Here is a 17,872-nt window from a genome sequence, read left to right on the forward strand (position 1 = left end):
GCTTTTAGCTGCCCATCGCGTCGGCGGACTTGGTGAAGGCGGTCTTGATGCCGTCGCTCAGCATGGTGATGGCGCTGATCAGGGCGATGCTGATCAGCACCACGATCACGCCGACCTCGACGGCCGTGGCGCCCGACTGATCGCGCCAGAACGCGCTCAGAGGACGTCGCGCAGCCAGGCTACCAGGGGCTCGTCGGCCGGCGGCATCGGATAGTCGCTCAGCTTGTCCGGTTTTACCCATGCCAGCGCCTCATGCTCCTTGCGCGTCACTTGGCCTTCCCAGCGACGTAGCAAGTAGAGTGGCATCAGGAGGTGAAAAGACTCGTAACTGTGAGACGCAAAGACGAACGGCGCCAGGCAGGTTTGCGCCACCTTGATCCCGAGTTCTTCTTGCAACTCGCGGATCAGGCAGTCTTCCGGCGTCTCGCCGGCCTCGACCTTGCCGCCGGGAAACTCCCACAGGCCGGCCAGCTGCTTGCCTTGCGGGCGCTGGCAGATCAGCACGCGCCCGTCGACATCGATCAGGGCGGCGGCGGCGACGAGGACGATGGGCTTGGTCATGAGCGCGGTTTGGCGTGGAGCGGTTGCGTTGTCCAGATGCTCCCCCGCGTTGCGGGGGAGCTGTCGCAGAGCGACTGAGGGGGCTAGCCGAAGAATAGCCGCGTTCGCCCCCTCCGGCCCTTTGGGCCACCTCCCCCGCGTTGCGGGGGAGGAACTGGCCGGATTTTCCGCAAAACTTGACTTTCCTAGTCGGATAACCGATACGGGCCCTGCGCCGCTTCGGCGCTATTGGCGCTCCAGCCGCGTGAGGGTCCGTTTTCGGACCAGCCTGTCGAGCGCCTTGAGAGCTTTTCTCACCGATCGCCCGTGCACGCGGGGCGCTCCCCGAACGACAGCCGATGGGCCAGCCGTGCGAGGAACGCATGCGCTGTTTTTCGGCGCATGAAAGACACAACACACGTGACTCAATTTTCCGACCTTGGCCTGGCCAAGCCGCTGCTGAAGGCGCTTGCTGAAAAGGGCTACAAGGAACCGACCCCGATCCAGGCCCAGGCCATTCCGGTGGTGCTGCAAGGCAAGGACCTCTTGGGCATCGCCCAGACGGGCACCGGCAAGACCGCCGCCTTCGCCCTGCCGATCCTGCAACGCCTGGCCGAGGACCGTAAGCCCGCGCCGCGCCGCGGCTTCCGCTGCCTCGTTCTGTCCCCGACCCGCGAGCTGGCCACCCAGATCGCCGAGAACTTCAAGGCCTACGCCGTCCACATGGGCCTGTCGGTCCACACCATCTATGGCGGCGTGAAATACGGCCCGCAGATGAAGGCCCTGGCCGGCGGCATCGATGTGCTGGTCGCCACCCCCGGCCGCCTGATGGACCACATGGCCGAGAAGTCGGCCATCGTCTCGGGCACCGAGATCTTCGTGCTCGACGAAGCCGACCAGATGCTGGACCTCGGCTTCGTGGTGCCGATCCGCAAGATCGCCGCCCAGCTGACCAAGAACCGCCAGAACCTGTTCTTCTCGGCCACCATGCCGAGCGAGATCGGCAAGCTGGCCGGTGAGCTCTTGAACAACCCCGTGCAGGTCTCGGTCGCGCCGCAGGCCACCACGGTCGAGCGCATCGACCAGCGCGTGCTGTTCATCGAGGCCCAGCGCAAGCGTCCGCTGCTGGCCGAGCTGTTCGCTGACACGAGCTTCTCGCGCACCATCGTCTTCACCCGCACCAAGCGCGGCGCCGACCGGGTGGCCAAGTATCTGAACGCCGCCGGCATCGAGGCCGCCTCGATCCACGGCGACAAGACCCAGGGTCAGCGCGAACGTGCGCTCGCGGCCTTCAAGGCCGGCGAGATGCGGGCCCTGGTGGCCACCGACATCGCCGCGCGCGGCATCGACGTCAACGACGTAAGCCACGTGATCAACTACGAGCTGCCCAACGTGCCGGAGGCCTATGTCCACCGGATCGGCCGCACGGCCCGCAAGGGCAAGGACGGCATCGCCATCAGCTTCTGCGCCGATGACGAGCGTAACCTGCTGAAGGACATCCAGAAGGCCACCCGCCAGACGATCCCGTCCTTCGACCGTCGCAATGACAAGCAGCTGGCCGCCGCCGCCGCCGTCGCCGACAAGCTGGTCCCGGCCGAGAAGTATGTCGACCCGCGCAAGGCCGACCCGCGCAACAACGTCCCGTCGGAGCTGCGCCGCAAGCGCAATCGCAATGGCGGCGGCGGGCGCGCCGAAGGCGGGCAGAAGGCGCAAGGCCGCGGTCCTGGCCAGGGCAAGGGCCCCGGCAAGCCCGGCCAGAAGTCCGGCGAGGGCCAGAACGCCTTCCGCGGTCCCAAGCGCCAGGCCGCCGCGCCGGAGAAGCGCTGGTCGCCTATCGACTAATTTATAATATAAACAATAGGTTGTAGTGGCCGGGCGAAGAGGCTCTCTTCGCCCGTTCGCCGTGCCGTTTCGCCACGGCGACGCTTGAATCCGCCTGAACTATAGGGTCACCTTGTGGCCAAGCCCGGTCGGGGAGCCGGATGGGGGATCTAGCGAATGGGCGAGGGCGGCCAGCGAGCCACGCCTGCTGTAACCAAGATCGTGGGCGGCGAGATGGCCGCGCGCGTGCGGGCGTTCGACTGGTCCCAGACGCCCCTGGGGCCGAGCGCGGCGTGGTCGCCCGCCTTGCGCATGGTTGTCGATATCGTGCTGGCCAGCAACTTCCCCATGGCCCTGCGTTGGGGGCCTGAACTGGTCCTGATCTACAATGACGCCTACGCGCCCGCGTTGCACGAGCGCCATCCGGAGGCGCTAGGCCAGAGCTTCTACGACACCACGCCGGGGTTCCAGACGGCGCTTCGCGGGCTGCACGAGGACATTCTGGCCGGGACCAGCGGCGGCTTCGCGTTCGAGCGCCTGCCTTTGAAGGTGCTGAACCACGGTGTGCTGGAAGACGCTTATTTCACCGTCAACTACAGCCCCGTGCCAGACTCCAGCGCGCCCAACGGCGTGGGCGGCGTGCTGGTGGCGGCCGTCGAGATCTCCCAGTCGATCAAGGCCGAGCAAACCCTGAGGGCGACGCAGGAACGCTACCAGATGGCCCGTGAGGTCGCCGGTCTGATCGGCGCCTGGGAATGGGACATGAAGGCCGACAAGGTCTATGCCGACGCCCGCTACGCCGAACTGCATAACGTGGATCCGGTCCTGGCCGAAGCGGGTCTTCCGGTGGCGGCCTTCATCCCAGCGCTGCATCCTGACGACCGTGACCGTATCCGCGCTGTCGCCCAGGCGTCCGCCGCCCGTGGGGAGTCGTTCTCCGAGGAGTACCGGCTGACGCAGGCGGATGGCTCGATCCGCTGGGTCTATACGCGCGGCCAGGCGTATCTGGACGCCGACGGCCAACCGGCCCGCAACACCGGCGTCATCATTGACGTCACCGAGCGAAAAAAGGCCGAGGCCGAACTGGCGGCCGCGCGCGTCGACCTGGACCTGGCCGCCCAGGCGGCGGGTCTGGGGCGCTGGGTGTTGCGGCCCAATGTCAACCAACGCCACTGGGACGCGCGCACGCGGGCGATCTTCGGGCTTACCGAGCACGAGCCGCCCAGCACCGCGCGCTTCCTGTCGCTGGTGCATCCCGACGACCGCGACGCGGTGCGGGACGCGATGGCGGCGGCCACCGATCCCGGCGGACCAGGCACGATCAATCTCGACTACCGGATCCACCGCGCCAATGACGACGCCCTGCGCTGGATCGAGGTGTTCGGTCAGGCCTTCTTCGAGAACGGGGTCTGCACGCGCTTCGTCGGGGTGGTCTCCGACGTCACCGATCGCCGGGAGGCGGTCGACCGTCTGGTGCGCCAGGAAGAAACGCTGCGCCTGGCCATCGACGCGGCGGATGTCGGCACCTGGGACCACGATCTGGAGACGGATGACATTCGCCTCTCGGACCGCTGCTATGCGATGTTCGGCGTGACGCCGGGGGAGCCGATCACCCGGGAAACGCTGACGCCGTTCGCCCATCCGGCCGATGTCCAGCGCGTCCAGGATGCGGTCGAACGCGCCTTGGATCCGGCCGTCAGGGCCGACTACGCCATCGAGTTCCGGGCCAATGGCCGCGACGATCATGTCGAGCGCTGGCTGTCGGCCAAGGGCAAGGTGATTTTCGACGACGAGGGCAGGGCGCGTCGCTTCCTGGGGGCGGTGGTCAACATCACCGAGCGCAAGCGCGCCGAGTTGCACCTGCGCCTGCTGGTCAACGAACTGAACCATCGGGTCAAGAACAGCCTCGCCACGATCCAGGCCATCGCGGCGCAGAGCTTCAACGGCCAGCGCGATATGGACGAGGCCAAGGAGGCGTTCTCCAATCGCATCGTCGCCCTGGCCGAGGCGCACGACCTGCTGACCCGCGAGAACTGGGAGGGCGCGGAGATGCACGATGTCGCCTCCCGCGTCGCGGTGCTGCACGGCGGATCCGCCCGCTTCGAGCTGAGCGGCCCGTCGATCCGCCTGTCGCCCAAGACGGCGCTGTCGCTGTCCATGGCGCTGCACGAACTTGCCACCAACGCCGTCAAGTACGGCGCCCTGTCCACGCAGGATGGGCGTATCCAGATCGCCTGGGATCTGGCGCCGGAGACCGGCGCGCCGCGCCTGGATCTGACCTGGACCGAGCGCGGCGGACCGCCCGTTACGCCGCCGCAGAGGCGAGGCTTCGGCTCGCGCCTGATCGAGCGAGGTCTGGCCGCCGAACTGGCCGGGGCGGCCGTGATCGACTTCCAGCCCGAAGGCGTGGTCTGCCGTATCCGGGCCTTGCTCGAGGCCTGAGCTAGTTCGAGGCCGCCGAGGCCGCGCGCAGGGCGGCGGCGATCTGCTCGTCCGTGCGCCGCAGGGCCATCATCAGAGCCCCGGCGACGATCAGCGGCATCACCGCCCAGACCAGCAGCCCGGCCACGGCCATCGCCGTCGCTCCGCCGATCAGGCTGGCGATCACCAGCTCGGCGAAGCCCACCAGGAACGAGGCGCCGCGGCGCTGCTTGAAGTCCGCCCGCTTGCCGGGTTTCTGATGCCAGACGCCGATCAGACCCGCCGTCCAGGCGCACAGCGCCGCGCCGAGCGCCGTCCACAGCCCGGCCAGCGGGGCGTACCAGGTCAGGGCCGCGATGGGGACGATCAGCAGTCCGGCCACCGGGATCAGGGCGGCGGCCAGCTTGGCGCGGTTCAGCACGCGCATGGGGGTGGGGGAAATGGCCAGAAGATCGGGCGTGTCCTCGGCCGAGACGGTGATCCAGATCAGGCTTCCCGCCACCTGACCGGCTAGGAAGGTGACCGCCGCCGCCGGCCCCGCCAGCGCCCAGGCGGGCAAACTCTCGGCCCCGCGCACCATCACGAAGGCCAGCGGCACCATATAGAGAACGCGCAGCAGCACCTGCGACAGCAGCGCCGCGTCGCGGCTGACCAGGCGCAGCTCCTTGCGCAGCGTGGCCTGGAAAGCCCCGGCGGCGAAGGCCCCGACCGGCCCCTTGGCCGCCTTGCGGGTCTCAGCCCCTTGCGTGGCGGCGGCCGCGTCGGCGAAGCGTTTGCCCAACACCCGGGCCGCGAACAGGAACAGGCCAAGGCCGATGGCCATCAGAACGAGCAGCGGAATCGGCTCGCCCACCGCCGCGCGCAGCGGAAGGTCGGCGAACGGCGGCGGCTGGATGCGGCCGTCCTTCACGTCCAGCGCGATACGGGCGAACAGGCTCTCGGAGGCCTGCTCGCCCATCAGGGTGCGATACTGGCTGGCCAGGAAAAAGGCCGCACCGATCAGCGCCGCCAGGACCTGGGCCACGGTGCGGGTGCGGCGCGGGCCGATCAGCGCAAACAGCGCCATGGCCAGCAGCAGGCCTATCCCCGACGCGCCCAGCGCCGCAGCGACCAGCACCCCGAACACGCCCGCCCAGTGCGGATGGCCCATGAACAGCGACGGCGTCAGGACCAGCACCGCCGGCAGCACGAACCAGAAGCCCGCGCCGACCGCCAGGCCCAGCGCTCTGACGAACAGCACCTTGCGCGGCGACAGGGGCGAGGAGAACAGCAGGTCCAGATCGCCGCGCTCGTAGAGCGCGTTGGCGGCGGCCGCCAGGGTGTTGGCCAGCATCAGGGTCAGGATCACCGCCAGCACCAGGTCGACGATGATCACCGTGAACGGCGTGATCGGGACCTCGTGGCCTCGGGTCGCCAGCGCGAGGAACACCCCGCCTGCCAGGACGACGGCCCCCAGGATGGCGAAGGTGATGATCGTGCCGACGCCCGTCGCCTTTTGCCCCCCCGAGACGCCCCGCCAGGCCAGGCGCATCTCGTGGGCCAGGAGCCAGGGCGTGCTGGCCGGCTTGAACGGCAGGCTCACGCGGCGGCCTCGGCCGTCAGTTGCAGGAAGACGTCTTCCAGGGTGCGGCCGCTGGCCTCGCCGGCCCGGCTGCGCAGCTCGTCCAGCGTGCCCTCGGCCAGCAGACGGCCGCCGGCGATGATGCCGATGCGGTCGGCCATGCGCTCGGCCACGTCCAGAATATGGGTGGTCAGGATCACCGTGCCGCCCGCGTCGACGCGGGCCTGCAGCATGTCTTTCACGAGACGCGCGGCGGCGGCGTCGAGGCCCGTCAAAGGTTCATCGAGGATCAGCAGCTTGGGATCGTGGATCAGGGCCCCGGCCAGGGCGACCTTCTGCTTCATGCCGCGCGAAAAGCCTTCGCAGCGGCGGCGCGCCTCGGAGGCCAGGCCCAGGGTCGCCAGCAGCTCCTCGGCCTTGGCCTTGGCGGTGCGGGGATTGATGTTCCAGAGCCCGGCGACGAACTCCAGATATTCCAGCGGCGTCAGCTTGTCGTAGATCATCGCCTCGTCGGGGGCCCAGGCCAGCAGGGCCTTGGCCCCCCGACGAACTCCAGATATTCCAGCGGCGTCAGCTTGTCGTAGATCATCGCCTCGTCGGGGGCCCAGGCCAGCAGGGCCTTGGCCCCCGCCGGATCCTTGCGGGCGTCGACGCCGAAGATGGCGATCTCGCCCGCGTCGGGCTGGGTCAGACCCGCCACCATCCGCAAGGTCGTGGTCTTGCCCGCGCCGTTGGGGCCCAGCAGCGCATAGAGCTCGCCCGCCCGGACCGTCAGGTCCAGGTCCGACACCGCAGGCTTGGCGAACGTCTTGTTCAACCCGCGAACAACCAAGGCTTCCGTCAACACCGCCCCCAAAGCACACCGCAGCGGCGGCTATTGAGCCTGATGCGGCGCAGCAGGCAAGGCAAACAGCCAAAGGGCGTCGGCCTCGTGTCCGACGCCCTGGCTGGCCTTCCGAGACGCCCGCGGCTTAGCGATCGCGGTGCTCGTCGTGGCGCGTCTTCTTGCTCTTGCCGATCTCGTGGCCGATCACGACGCCGCCCGCGCCTCCTCATGCGGACAGGCCCATCTCCTTCAAGCGCTCTGGCGCGTACTGGCAGATGATCGCCTCGTTGCCTTCGGTGTCGGCGAACGGGCGAAGCTCGCACACGGTGGGGATCGCATGTTTCGGACCCAGAAGCCGGCCGCCGGCCGCCTCGATCAGGGCGCTGGTCGCATCGATGTCGCTGACCGCGAAAGAGCACTCGAAGCCCTTGCGGCCGGCCGGCGGCGGTTCACGGCGTTGCTGCAGCGCCGCGTGTACGCCCGCGCCGTCGATCAAATAGAAGCCCGGCGGCCCCCAGGGCGAGAACCGCCAGCCGAAGACGCTCTGGTAGAAGCCGAGGGCGCGGTCGACATCGTCGGCCTCGATCGCGAAATGAGCCAGTTTGTTGGGCATGGCGTGATCTCCTTGATGTGACCGTGCCACGCACGGCCCTTGTCGCCTACGCCGAGAGCCGTCATTTCTGTCGGATCATGCGACAGAGACTGGATCGAGCCGACGAGCCCTATCTCTTCATGCGCTCGCTCGCCGTCGACTATGCGGCCGGGGGACGCGAGGAAAGCCATACGCACGCCTGGCCGCAGTTCCTCTACGCCCGCAGAGGCGCGATCCGGGCCGAGATCGACGGCCGCCACTGGATCGTCCCGACGCGGCGTGGCCTGTGGATCCCCGCGCGGACGCCGCACCGGTTTTCGATGTCGTCGCGTCTGCAACTGCGAACGCTGTACTTCCGACCGGATCAGGCGGATCCGGAACAGGGCGCGGGCGTCGTTCCGGTCAGCGGGCTGCTGCACGAGGCCATCCTGCGGGTCTGCGATCGGGGTGCGCTCGACGAGCGGGTCGACTATGACCGCTGTCTGGGAACCCTGATCCGGGGCGAGATCCGGTTCGATGCGCCTGCGCCGGTGACGTTGCTGCAGCCGGCGGATCCGCGCGCGCAAAGGCTGGCCCGGATGTTCTTCTCGCCGGCCGAGGCCCATGTTCGCCTCGAGGCGTTGTGCGCCCGCGCCGGGCTCAGCCGGCGAACGGCCGAGCGGCTGTTTCAGGCGGAATGCGGCCTGTCGCCCGCGCATTGGCGGCGGCTGGCGGTCTTGTCGGAAAGCCTTGTGGAGATCGCCGGCGGCCTGTCCATCGATCAGGCGGCGGTCAAGGCGGGTTACCACAGCCGCACGGCCTTCAGCGAGGCGTTCTCCCTGGCGTTCGGCTTCCCGCCCAGCGCAGCAAAGCAGGGCCCGCTCAGTCCTTCGTGACCGTCATCATGTAGTTGATGTCGGTGTCGGACGAGCGGCTCCAGCGGCCGGTCAGCGGGTTGTAGGCCACGCCGAACGGGCCCTGCATAGCCACCGGCTCGCCGGCCAGGAAGGCACGCAGCTCTTCGGGTTTCAGGAACTGCTTCCAGTCGTGAGTGCCCGGCGGCACCCAGCGCAGCACATATTCGGCGCCGATCTTGGCCAGGGCCAGGGCCTTCAGCGTACGGTTCAGGGTGGCGACAAACATGATCCCGCCGGGCTTCAAGAGCTTGGCGCAGGTGCGCAGGAACTCGCCCGGATCGGCGACGTGCTCGATGACCTCCATGGTCAGGACGACGTCGAACGGCCCCGCGCCCTCGGCCAGCAACTGCTCGGCGGTGGCGGGGCGGTAGCCGATTTCGAGACCCTGTTCGGCCGCGTGGGTGGCGGCGGTCTTGATGTTCTTTTCCGAGGCGTCGATCGCGGTGACCGCAAAGCCCAGCCGCGCCATGGGCTCGCTCAGCAGGCCGCCGCCGCAGCCGATGTCCAGCAGGGTGAGGCCCTCGAACGGCGCGCGGGCGGCGCCGTCGCGGTCGAACCGCGCCAGGGCCTGCTCACGGATGAAGGCCAGGCGGCAGGGGTTGAACACATGCAGCGGCGCGAACTTGCCCTTGGGATCCCACCACTCGGCCGCGATGGCCGAGAACCGCGCCACGTCGGCGGGGTCGATGCTCCAGGAGGGGGCGGCGGAGGCGGCTTGTGTCATGGTCCGTGTCTATCATGGCGTCGCGCGCGCGCCACGCCCCGACCTCCACACGTAAAAAAGACACCCTCGCGACATTGCCGTTGCGCCATCGCGCCGCTAGAAGGCGCATCGCTTGCGCGGCGGGGAGCGATCCGGCCGCGCGGGCGCAAGAAATAACCAAGTGTCGAGGTACCTGGGACGTGTCACGTCTGGTGATGAAGTTCGGCGGCACGTCGGTGGCCGACCTGGAGCGCATCCGCCGTGTGGCGCGCCTGGTCGCCGCCGAGGTCGCCACGGGAAAGCAGGTCGCGGTGGTCGTCTCGGCCATGTCGGGCAAGACCAATGAGCTGGTCGCCTGGACCGACGGCGCCGGCCGCGCCGCTGCGGGCCTGTCGGAGTCGGACGACGAGTACGACGCCGTCGTCGCCTCGGGCGAGCAAGTCACGGCTGGCTTGCTGGCCATGACCCTGCGCAACATGGGCCACAAGGCCCGCTCGTTCCTGGGCTGGCAGGTGCCGATCCTGACCGACGAGGCCCACGGCCGCGCGCGGATCGAGGAGATCCCGCCGGAGAACCTCGAGGAATGCTTCGCCAACGGCGAGATCGCCGTGATCGCCGGCTTCCAGGGCGTGACCCCGAACCGCCGCATCACCACCCTGGGCCGGGGCGGCTCGGACACTAGCGCCGTGGCCATCGCCGCCGCCGTGAAGGGCGACTGCGACATCTATACGGACGTCGACGGGGTCTACACCACCGACCCCCGGATCGAGAGCAAGGCCAAGCGCCTGGCCAAGATCTCCTACGAAGAAATGCTCGAAATGGCCTCGTTGGGGGCCAAGGTTCTGCAGACCCGCTCGGTCGAGATGGCCATGGCCCATCGCGTCCCGGTGCGGGTGCTGTCCAGTTTCGTCGAACCGGGCGAAGCCCCGGGCCAAGGTACGATCGTCTGCGACGAGGAAGAAATCATGGAAAAGCGCATCGTCTCGGGCGTCGCCTACAGCCGCGACGAAGCCAAGATCACCCTGCTGGGCCTGCCCGATCATCCGGGCGTGTCCTCGCAGATCTTCGGCCGCCTGGCCGACGCCAATGTGAACGTCGACATGATCGTGCAGTCGCGCGCCCGCAGCGCCGACACCGCCAACATGGAGTTCACGGTCGGCAAGCGTGACGCCACGCGCGCCGTCGAGATCGTCCAGGCCGCCCAGAAGGAGATCGGCTTCGAGGCCGTCGCCGTCAACGAGGACGTCGCCAAGGTGTCGGTCATCGGCGTGGGCATGCGGTCGCACGCCGGCGTGGCCCAATCGATGTTCCAGGCCCTGGCCGAGAAGAACATCAACATCCAGGTCATCTCGACCTCGGAGATCAAGATCTCGGTGCTGATCGACGCGGCCTACACCGAACTGGCCGTGCGGGCCCTGCACGCGGTGTACGGGCTGGACCAGCTCTGATTTGAGACGGAGGGGAGCGCCCCCTCCGTCACGATGCTTCGCATCGCGCCACCTCCCCCGTTTCACGGGTGAGGAAGGTTTTCATCCTCCCTCGCGAGGCGGGGGAGGTGGATCGGCGCCGACAGGCGACGAGACGGAGGGGGCGCTCTCCATCTTGCAAGAAAACGTCGCGTTCGGACGTTATGAGGGCGTCAGCCCAAGAGAGTCCCATGCCCGACGTCTTCAAGTTCGACCCCGACGCCAAGACCGTCACCTTCCACGGTGATGCGGGCCTGGAGCTGCTCTACGACCTTTTGCTGCGCGCCAAGTTCGGCGACGGCTATGAGAAGCCGCTGCTGATCAGCCCGTGGCTGGCGGCGCTGTTGCGGCAACTGGACCAGGCCCTGCCGGACGATGGCCAGTGGTTCCCGGAAAAGCCCGGCCAGCCGATCTTCGACACCGACGACCTGCTGGCCATGGGCGATGCGGTCATCGAGGAAGGCCACACGGTCGGCTGGTGGACCATGACCCCGCTGGAAAAGCGCGACTACCTGCGCAAGGTCATCGCCGCCCCGCACCCACTGACCGATCTTGAGGTCGCGTTCATCGAGAACGACATCGACGCGGCCCTCGAACAGGCCCGCCGTCTGGTCGCCGACGCCGACGAGCACCTGGCGACGCCCGGCCACGGCTGAGGTCGCCATCTCCCAGAAGCGCCCCTTAAGGGTGCGCGAGGCGGCCGTTAACGCTGCCTGGTTACCCGCCGACAAGCACACCTGGAATATTCGCCGCTCAATGAATTTTGAGCACGAGTGACCCATGGATTTCGACGCCGCCATCGCCGCCCACGCCGACTGGAAAGTGAATTTCCGGATCGCCCTGGCCACCCACAGCACCGTGGACGCCCAGCGCGCGTGCTCGGACAAGACCTGCGCCCTGGGCCACTGGCTGCATGGCGAGGCGAGGACCAAGCTGGCGGGCGACAAGACCTATCTGCAATGCGTCGAAGCCCACCGTGACTTCCACGAGGCCGCCGGCGAGGTGGCGGGCGCCATCAACCGTAAAGACTTCCAGCGCGCCGCCGACATGATCGACGTCGGCTCGAAGTTCCATGACGCCTCGATGCGCGTGGCCGTGGCGGTGCGTCGCCTCAAGACCATGGCGCCAGCCTAGAGCCTCGCGCGTCAAAACGGAATCGTTTTGACGCGATAATGAGGCTCCAAATCAAAGACTTGGAGCGTGACTAGCACCGAAACCGGTTCCCACTTTCGGCGTCACGCTCTGAACGCTACTTCGCCGCCGGCCGGGGCTTGGGATACCAGAGCGCGTTGACGATCACCCAGCGCTCGCCGAATCGGCCGAGGCTGAGGTGGTCGACGAACCACGGCGTCTCGACGCGTGCGATCGCCACATTGCCGGCCACGTCCAGCACCCGGACGGTGCGGTCCCACTGGTCGCGCGGGGTCTTCAGGGCGCCTTGCCGGGTGAGGTCGATCAGCTCGTCGCGGCTCATCCGGCGCAGGGCCAGGACCTCGTCGGGATCGGCCTTGGCGCGGACGGCGCGCTTGGCCAGGTCCGGGTGCAGGGCGCGGGTGACACGCGCGGTGTCGCCTTCCAGCTGGCCGTCGACATAGTCGAAGGCCACCGCCTCCACCGCCTTGACGGTCGCCGGATCCAGCGCCGGGGGCGGGGCGGCTTGCAGGGCCAGGGCGGTCAGCAGGGCGGCGATCATGCGCGTCTCCGGTCGAATCGAATGCGGAGCCGCAACCTCGCGACGAATCGTGACGCTGGCGTGGCGAACCGGCGTTCAGTGAAAGGGGGCGGCTTAGCGGCCGTCCCGCCGATAGCGCGAGACGAAAGCCCACAGGGCGTCGTTGTCAGCGAGCCAGACGTGGCCGCCGCCGACGGTCATGCGCCCCACCACGTCGGCGTCGCCCTGACAGCCCGAATAGCGCTCCTCATAGACGCCGGGCGCGACCCATCGGGTGACGGGCGGGGCCTGACAGCTGTTCAGCGCCGCCCAGCGCTGCTCGGCCGCGTGCATCGTGTACTGCCAGTAGCCGGCGCCGCCCCCCTGGGTGGGATTGGTCGCATCCCTGTCGCCGGCGAAGGCGATCACGGGCATCGGCCGCTCAGGCTGGCAGGTGGCGGGGTCGGGCTGCTGTGGGTTGTCGGGGCGCGGATTGCCCGCTCGCAGGCCCACCACCGGCGCGATCGCCGCATAGCGGTCCGAGGCCACGCAACCCAGCCACGAGGCCATGCGCCCGCCGCCCGACAGGCCGGTGACATAGACCCGCGCACGGTCGATGCAGCCGTCTTCCGCCAGGCTGTCGACGATCTGGGCCAGATAGGCCACGTCGTCGGCGTCCGAGGCGTCGGGGATCTTGCCGGTGACGGTGGGCACGCCCGGGATGTTCCAGGCGAACCCCTGGCCGGCGGGGATGGCGGCGTCCGGGGCGACCAGGATGAACCCCGCGCGATCAGCTGTGGCCTCAAGCCCGGAGGCCTGAAGCATCCTGGCGCCCGTCCCGCCGCTGCCGTGCAGCAGAATCACGAGCGGAGCGGCGGTGGCGGGATCCAGCCCGGCTGGGCGATGCAGCAGCGGCTGGCGACCTGACGGGGCGATATCGACCCGCCCGGTGACCCCCGGCGCGCCCACGGCGCAATTGGCGGCCAGGGCCTGGCTGCTCCAACCCAGCAGGGTCAAAGATGCGCACAGGCCAAGAAGCGCGCGCCCCAGAGCAGATTTCAACATGGCCATCCTTGAAGCCTACCAGCGGCCAAGCTTAAGGCGCTGCTCGGGGGAGTAAACCCGGCCAGGGCCTGACCGCCCGGTCGGCTCTAGGGGCGAAACTCGATCCGCGTCCGGATGAAGGCGTCCACGGCGGTCGTGTAGGCGCCCGGCAGGCCAAGGTTTGCGTTGATGTCGGCATGGGTCAGGTTCTGGGTCAGAACCGGCATGTCGCGACCCTGTCGCCGGACCAGCGCCTGGAAGGCCTTGGCGTCGTTGCAGGGCTTGTCGGGACGGCGGGTCGAGCAGACCACCATCATCGGGATGGCCTCGGGGGTCCACTGGTCCATGGGCGAGGCCTTGGCCCAGTAGGCCGGATCAGCGCCGAAGGCTTCGTCGTAGAAGTCTGGATGCCTGCCCTTCATCGTCTCCGACACTTTCAGGGTCGCCGAGTCGAGCACCACCGTTCCGGCCCAGCCCTGTCGCACCATGGAAGGTCGCGACGACAGCAGGGCCACCAGGTGAGCGCCGGCCGAGTGACCCATCAGGATGATCTTGCGATTGTCGCCGCCCCACTCTTGCGCCCGGGCCTGGGTCCATTCGAGCGCCAGGGCCACATCCAGCGCCTGCTCGTAAGCCATGGCGGCCGGCAACATCCGGTAGTTGACGCTGACGACAACGTAGCCCTTGGGCAGCCAGTATTTCAGCTTGTTTTCGACGACCCCCGCATTGGCTTTGTCGCCGACCTTCCAGGCTCCGCCATGCACCATGACGATGATCGGCGCATCCTTCGCGCCCGGCGGCGTGTAGATGTCCAGTTGCTGGGCGCGGTCAGGTCCGTAGGCGGCGGTCGTCTTGCGCGCTCCGGGCAGAATGGCCTGCAGGTCGACCGGGTGCTCCTTGGCCGCGCGTCCGGGCTGGGCGCGCTGCTCCAGGCGCTCGGCCATGCGCTTGCGAAGCGGACCCTGGAAGCGGCCCTCCGCAAGACTTTCGGCGGCTACGCCGGCGATGAGGACGGCTGTGAGGAGCGGGACGAGCGCTTTCATGCGGGACTCCAGCGGCGTTCGAAGGCATTGCGCATCAAACGGCGCCGGACTTTGGTTCCGTCGCGACAAAGCGCAGATCCCGGCTGATTTTCCCCAAGCCAGCCGCAGCGTCGGCCTGCTAACCCAGCGCCATGACCGACCCCCGTCGCCTTACCCTGGGCCTCCTGTGCGGCCTGATCGCCGGCGCCTTCTGGGGGGGTGTGTTCCTGGCGCCGAAGCTCTTGGCGGATTTCACGCCGCTGCAGGCCACGGCGGGGCGGTACCTGGCCTATGGCCTGGCGGCGGCCGTGCTGCTGGCGCCCAGCTGGAAAGCGGTCATGGCGCGGATGGACGGCCGCGACTGGCGCGACCTCTTGCTGCTGAGCCTGCTGGGTAACCTGATCTACTATGTAGGCCTCGCGGTCGCGGTGCAGAGCGCGGGCGTGGCCCTGGCCTCGCTGGTCATCGGCTTGTTGCCCGTGACCATCACCCTGGTGGGGGCAAGACCGGGGGAGGGGACGCCGCTCAGGCGCCTGGTTTGGCCCCTGACCCTGATCGTCGCCGGCGGGGTGTGCATCAACCTGGACGCCTTCGCCGCCGCCGGGCGGGCGGGGATGTCCAAGACGCTGGTCGGCCTGCTGGGCGCGCTGCTGGCCCTCTCGGTCTGGACCGCCTACGCCGTGTGGAACGCCCGGCGCCTGGCCGCCACGCCCAAGTTCAACAGCCACGAGTGGTCGCTGCTGACCGGCGTCGCCACGGGCCTGCTGTCGCTGGTCATCGTGGTTCCGGCCTTCGCCTTCGATGGCAAGGTTCATACGGCCAGCGCCTGGGGGCTGTTCTGGGGCGTCAGCTTCGCCGTGGCCATCGGCGCCTCGGTGATCGGCAACGGCCTGTGGAACGCCGCCAGCCGCCTTCTGCCGCTGTCGCTGTCGGGCCAGCTGATCGTGTTCGAGACGGTGTTCGCCCTGTTGTACGGCTTCCTGCACGAGGGCCGCTGGCCGCGCCCGCTGGAGAGCGTCGCCATCGTGCTGATGCTGGCCGGGGTGTTGTGGTCGGCGCGGCGGCACAGGGCGGCGGCCGCCTGAATTCCGGAGCCAGCGCTCTCGCGCGGCTTGACGTTGCGCGTCGGGAGCGGCTCCGTACCGCCGGTCGCAAACACCAGTCGGGGCGGGTTCGTGAAGCCTTATCATCATGCCGGTCGCCGGATCGTCGCCGGCCTGTGGGCGGCGCTCGCGCTGGCTGTGATGCTGGTCGGCGGGGCGGCCCTGGCCCAGGACGGCCGCGCCACACTTGCGCTGAACACCGACTGGCGGTTCTACAAGGGCGACACCGTCGATGGGCCGGTGACGGGCTTTGCGGCCAAGGACTGGCTGAAGGTCACCCTGCCGCACACCTACAACGCCGCCGACGGCGCCGACGGCGGGGGCTATTATCGCGGCGCAGGCTGGTACCGCCGCGAGCTGGTCCTGCCCGACGCGCCGCTCAGCGGGCGCTATGTTCTACAGTTCGACGGTGCGGCCCTGGTCGCCGAGGTCTATGTCAACGGGCGACGCATCGGCCGGCACGAGGGCGGCTACGCGGCCTTTCGCTTTGACGCCACCGAGGCGTTGCGCCCCGGGGGCAACCTGCTGGCGGTCCGGGTCGACAACAGCCCCCATCCGGTGGTCGCGCCCCTGGGCGGCGACTTCACCATCTTTGGCGGGCTCTATCGCGGGGTCAGCCTGATCCATACGCCGGACCTGCATATCGACACCCTCGATTACGGCGGTCCGGGTGTCTACGCTCGCGCGGTCGCGATCACCGCCGACCAGGCGGAGGTCGAGGTGGTGACCCGGGTGCGTGACGCCGGCGCAACATCGAGGGGCGCGCGGATCGAGACGCGGATCCTGGCCGCCGACGGAACCGAGGTCGCGCGCGGTCAGGTCGATCTGGCCGCCGTCGGACGCGAGGCGACCCCCGTCCGCCAGATCCTGCGCATCGCCCGGCCGCGACTGTGGCGCGGCGTGGCCGATCCGTACCTCTACACGGTGGAGAGCCAGGTCGTCGCGGCTGGCGGCGCCGGTCGCGACCTTGTCCGCCAGCCGCTGGGTCTGCGCACGATCGGCTTTGACCCCAAGGCCGGGTTCAGGCTCAACGGCGAGCCTCTGACGCTGCGCGGCGTCAACCTGCATCTGGACCGGCCTGGCGTCGGTCTGGCGGTCAGCGCCGAGGATATGGCTGAGGACGTTCGGATCATGCAGGCCATGGGCGCGAACGCGCTGCGCTTGGTGCATTTCCAGCACCCGCAGCCTGTGTATGACCTGGCCGACGCCGCCGGCCTGGTGCTGTGGACCGAGATCCCGTTCAACAGCAAGGTCGGCTACGACCCCGCCTTTCAGGTCAATATCCAGCAGCAACTGCGCGAGCTGATCCGCCAGAACTACAATCATCCGTCGGTGGTGCTCTGGGGGCTGGGCAACGAGGTCTACGCCGCCGACGCCGTCACCAACCAGACCTTGGCGGCCCTGCAGACCCTGGCCAGGGCCGAGGATCCCAGCCGGCCGACCGCCTACGCCCACTGCTGCCAGTCCGACACCGACCCCCTGACCCTCCACACCGACGTGATCGGCTACAATCGCTACTTCGGCTGGTACCGAGGTGAGGGCGACGCCCTGGGGGGCTGGGCCGACGAGACCCACAGACAATCGCCGGATCGCGCGATCCTAGTCAGCGAGTACGGCGCCGGGGGAAGCATCCTGCACCAGCAGGACCCGCCGAAGCGGCCTGAGACCACGGCCGGTTTCCATCCTGAGCACTACCAGGTCCTGACCCACGAACAGAGCTGGCGGGCGATCCGTGACCGTGCGTTTCTGGGCGGGTCCTTCATCTGGGTGGCCTTCGATTTCGCCTCTGACGACCGCAATGAGGGCGACCGGCCGGGGATCAACGACAAGGGCCTGGTCTCTCACGACCGCCGGACCCCCAAAGACGCCTACGCTTGGTACCAGGCCAACTGGTCTGAGGCGCCGATGGCCTACATCACCCACCGGCGTCATGCGCTGCGGACCACCCAGCAGGTCGACCTCAAGGTCTACAGCAACTTGCCGTCGCTTACGCTGAGCGTGAACGGCCGGATCGTGGGGACGGCGCCTGTCGTTGACCATGTGGCGCTTTGGCCGGGCGTCGTCCTGCGGCCGGGCGTCAACCAGATCCGGGTGTCCGGCCGACGCGGTCTCGCGCGCGTCACCGATGCGGTGGAGTGGGTCTATGCGCCCGAGACGGCCCGCGTCCTGGCGCCGGGCGCGCGCTGAAAGCCTCCCCCAAACCTAAACCCCACCTGAACGCCCTGT

General features: G+C 68.7%; 16 protein-coding genes and 1 pseudogene. 8 read left to right on the forward strand and 9 right to left on the reverse strand.

Translation table 11 applies throughout. The annotated features are described in order from the left end of the window. Window positions 1–4 precede the first annotated feature (4 nt). Entirely contained in the window at window positions 5–178 is a 174-nt protein-coding gene (locus tag OVA11_RS07205; protein ID WP_268068919.1) for a Flp family type IVb pilin, read from the reverse strand. Continuing rightward, a complete protein-coding gene (gene mutT / locus OVA11_RS07210) occupies window positions 157–561 on the reverse strand; it encodes an 8-oxo-dGTP diphosphatase MutT (RefSeq protein WP_268066812.1) in 405 nt (134 codons plus the stop codon). The genes OVA11_RS07205 and mutT overlap by 22 nt, the downstream gene beginning before the upstream one ends. A gap of 399 nt (window positions 562–960) precedes the next feature. On the opposite strand from mutT, the gene OVA11_RS07215 reads away from it, so the two are divergent. Together OVA11_RS07215 and OVA11_RS07220 are read left to right on the forward strand one after the other, a co-directional pair. Continuing rightward, window positions 961–2,382 (forward strand): DEAD/DEAH box helicase, encoded by a 1,422-nt coding sequence (locus tag OVA11_RS07215; RefSeq protein ID WP_268066813.1) that lies wholly within the window; start codon window positions 961–963, stop codon window positions 2,380–2,382. 156 nt (window positions 2,383–2,538) lie between these two features. Beyond that, window positions 2,539–4,803, forward strand: coding sequence for a sensor histidine kinase (locus OVA11_RS07220; protein ID WP_268066814.1), 2,265 nt, complete (start codon window positions 2,539–2,541; stop codon window positions 4,801–4,803). 1 nt (window position 4,804) lies between these two features. Here the strand turns inward: OVA11_RS07220 and OVA11_RS07225 are convergent, their stop codons facing one another. The 3 genes and pseudogenes from OVA11_RS07225 to OVA11_RS07235 form a co-directional block, all read right to left on the reverse strand. Beyond that, a complete protein-coding gene (locus tag OVA11_RS07225; RefSeq protein WP_268066815.1) occupies window positions 4,805–6,364 on the reverse strand; it encodes a hypothetical protein in 1,560 nt (519 codons plus the stop codon). Next, window positions 6,361–7,199, reverse strand: a pseudogene (locus OVA11_RS07230) (ABC transporter ATP-binding protein). The gene OVA11_RS07225 and the pseudogene OVA11_RS07230 overlap by 4 nt, the downstream one beginning before the upstream one ends. A gap of 196 nt (window positions 7,200–7,395) precedes the next feature. Then, window positions 7,396–7,782 carry a VOC family protein gene (locus OVA11_RS07235; RefSeq protein ID WP_268066816.1) on the reverse strand — a complete coding sequence of 129 codons (387 nt, stop codon included), beginning with the start codon at window positions 7,780–7,782 and terminating at the stop codon, window positions 7,396–7,398. Window positions 7,783–7,805: 23 nt separating this feature from the next. Here OVA11_RS07235 and OVA11_RS07240 point away from each other — a divergent pair, with 23 nt between their 5' ends. Further along, window positions 7,806–8,636 (forward strand): AraC family transcriptional regulator, encoded by an 831-nt coding sequence (locus OVA11_RS07240; RefSeq protein ID WP_268066817.1) that lies wholly within the window; start codon window positions 7,806–7,808, stop codon window positions 8,634–8,636. On the opposite strand, the gene ubiG is transcribed toward OVA11_RS07240, so the two are convergent. After that, complete coding sequence (gene ubiG / locus OVA11_RS07245) at window positions 8,623–9,381, reverse strand: bifunctional 2-polyprenyl-6-hydroxyphenol methylase/3-demethylubiquinol 3-O-methyltransferase UbiG (RefSeq protein WP_096052278.1); 759 nt, start codon at window positions 9,379–9,381, stop codon at window positions 8,623–8,625. The genes OVA11_RS07240 and ubiG overlap by 14 nt on opposite strands. A 179-nt stretch (window positions 9,382–9,560) precedes the next feature. Between ubiG and OVA11_RS07250 the strand changes: the two genes are divergently transcribed. The 3 genes from OVA11_RS07250 (at window position 9,561) to OVA11_RS07260 (ending at window position 11,960) form a co-directional block, all read left to right on the forward strand. Continuing rightward, a complete protein-coding gene (locus OVA11_RS07250; protein ID WP_268066818.1) occupies window positions 9,561–10,808 on the forward strand; it encodes an aspartate kinase in 1,248 nt (415 codons plus the stop codon). A gap of 209 nt (window positions 10,809–11,017) precedes the next feature. Next, window positions 11,018–11,482: a hypothetical protein gene (locus tag OVA11_RS07255; RefSeq protein WP_268066819.1), complete on the forward strand. Its 465-nt coding sequence runs from the start codon at window positions 11,018–11,020 to the stop codon at window positions 11,480–11,482. Window positions 11,483–11,606: 124 nt separating this feature from the next. Further along, window positions 11,607–11,960: a CZB domain-containing protein gene (locus tag OVA11_RS07260; RefSeq protein ID WP_268066820.1), complete on the forward strand. Its 354-nt coding sequence runs from the start codon at window positions 11,607–11,609 to the stop codon at window positions 11,958–11,960. A gap of 115 nt (window positions 11,961–12,075) precedes the next feature. On the opposite strand, the gene OVA11_RS07265 is transcribed toward OVA11_RS07260, so the two are convergent. The 3 genes from OVA11_RS07265 to OVA11_RS07275 all read right to left on the reverse strand — a co-directional run bounded on the left by OVA11_RS07265 (window position 12,076) and on the right by OVA11_RS07275 (window position 14,564). After that, window positions 12,076–12,519, reverse strand: a complete 444-nt coding sequence (locus tag OVA11_RS07265) for a nuclear transport factor 2 family protein (RefSeq protein ID WP_024265636.1) — start codon at window positions 12,517–12,519, stop codon at window positions 12,076–12,078. 93 nt (window positions 12,520–12,612) lie between these two features. Further along, window positions 12,613–13,542 carry an alpha/beta hydrolase family esterase gene (locus OVA11_RS07270; RefSeq protein ID WP_268066821.1) on the reverse strand — a complete coding sequence of 310 codons (930 nt, stop codon included), beginning with the start codon at window positions 13,540–13,542 and terminating at the stop codon, window positions 12,613–12,615. 86 nt (window positions 13,543–13,628) lie between these two features. Further along, window positions 13,629–14,564, reverse strand: coding sequence for an alpha/beta hydrolase (locus OVA11_RS07275; RefSeq protein WP_268066822.1), 936 nt, complete (start codon window positions 14,562–14,564; stop codon window positions 13,629–13,631). Window positions 14,565–14,695: 131 nt separating this feature from the next. Between OVA11_RS07275 and OVA11_RS07280 the strand changes: the two genes are divergently transcribed. Both OVA11_RS07280 and OVA11_RS07285 read left to right on the forward strand, forming a co-directional pair. Further along, window positions 14,696–15,628: a DMT family transporter gene (locus OVA11_RS07280; protein WP_268066823.1), complete on the forward strand. Its 933-nt coding sequence runs from the start codon at window positions 14,696–14,698 to the stop codon at window positions 15,626–15,628. A 90-nt stretch (window positions 15,629–15,718) separates the two neighbouring features. Further along, on the forward strand, window positions 15,719–17,833 hold the full coding sequence (locus tag OVA11_RS07285) for a glycoside hydrolase family 2 protein (RefSeq protein WP_268066824.1): 2,115 nt from the start codon (window positions 15,719–15,721) through the stop codon (window positions 17,831–17,833). Window positions 17,834–17,872 lie beyond the last annotated feature (39 nt).

The sequence above is a fragment of the Caulobacter sp. SL161 genome, from assembly GCF_026672375.1.
Classification (GTDB): Bacteria; Pseudomonadota; Alphaproteobacteria; order Caulobacterales; family Caulobacteraceae; genus Caulobacter.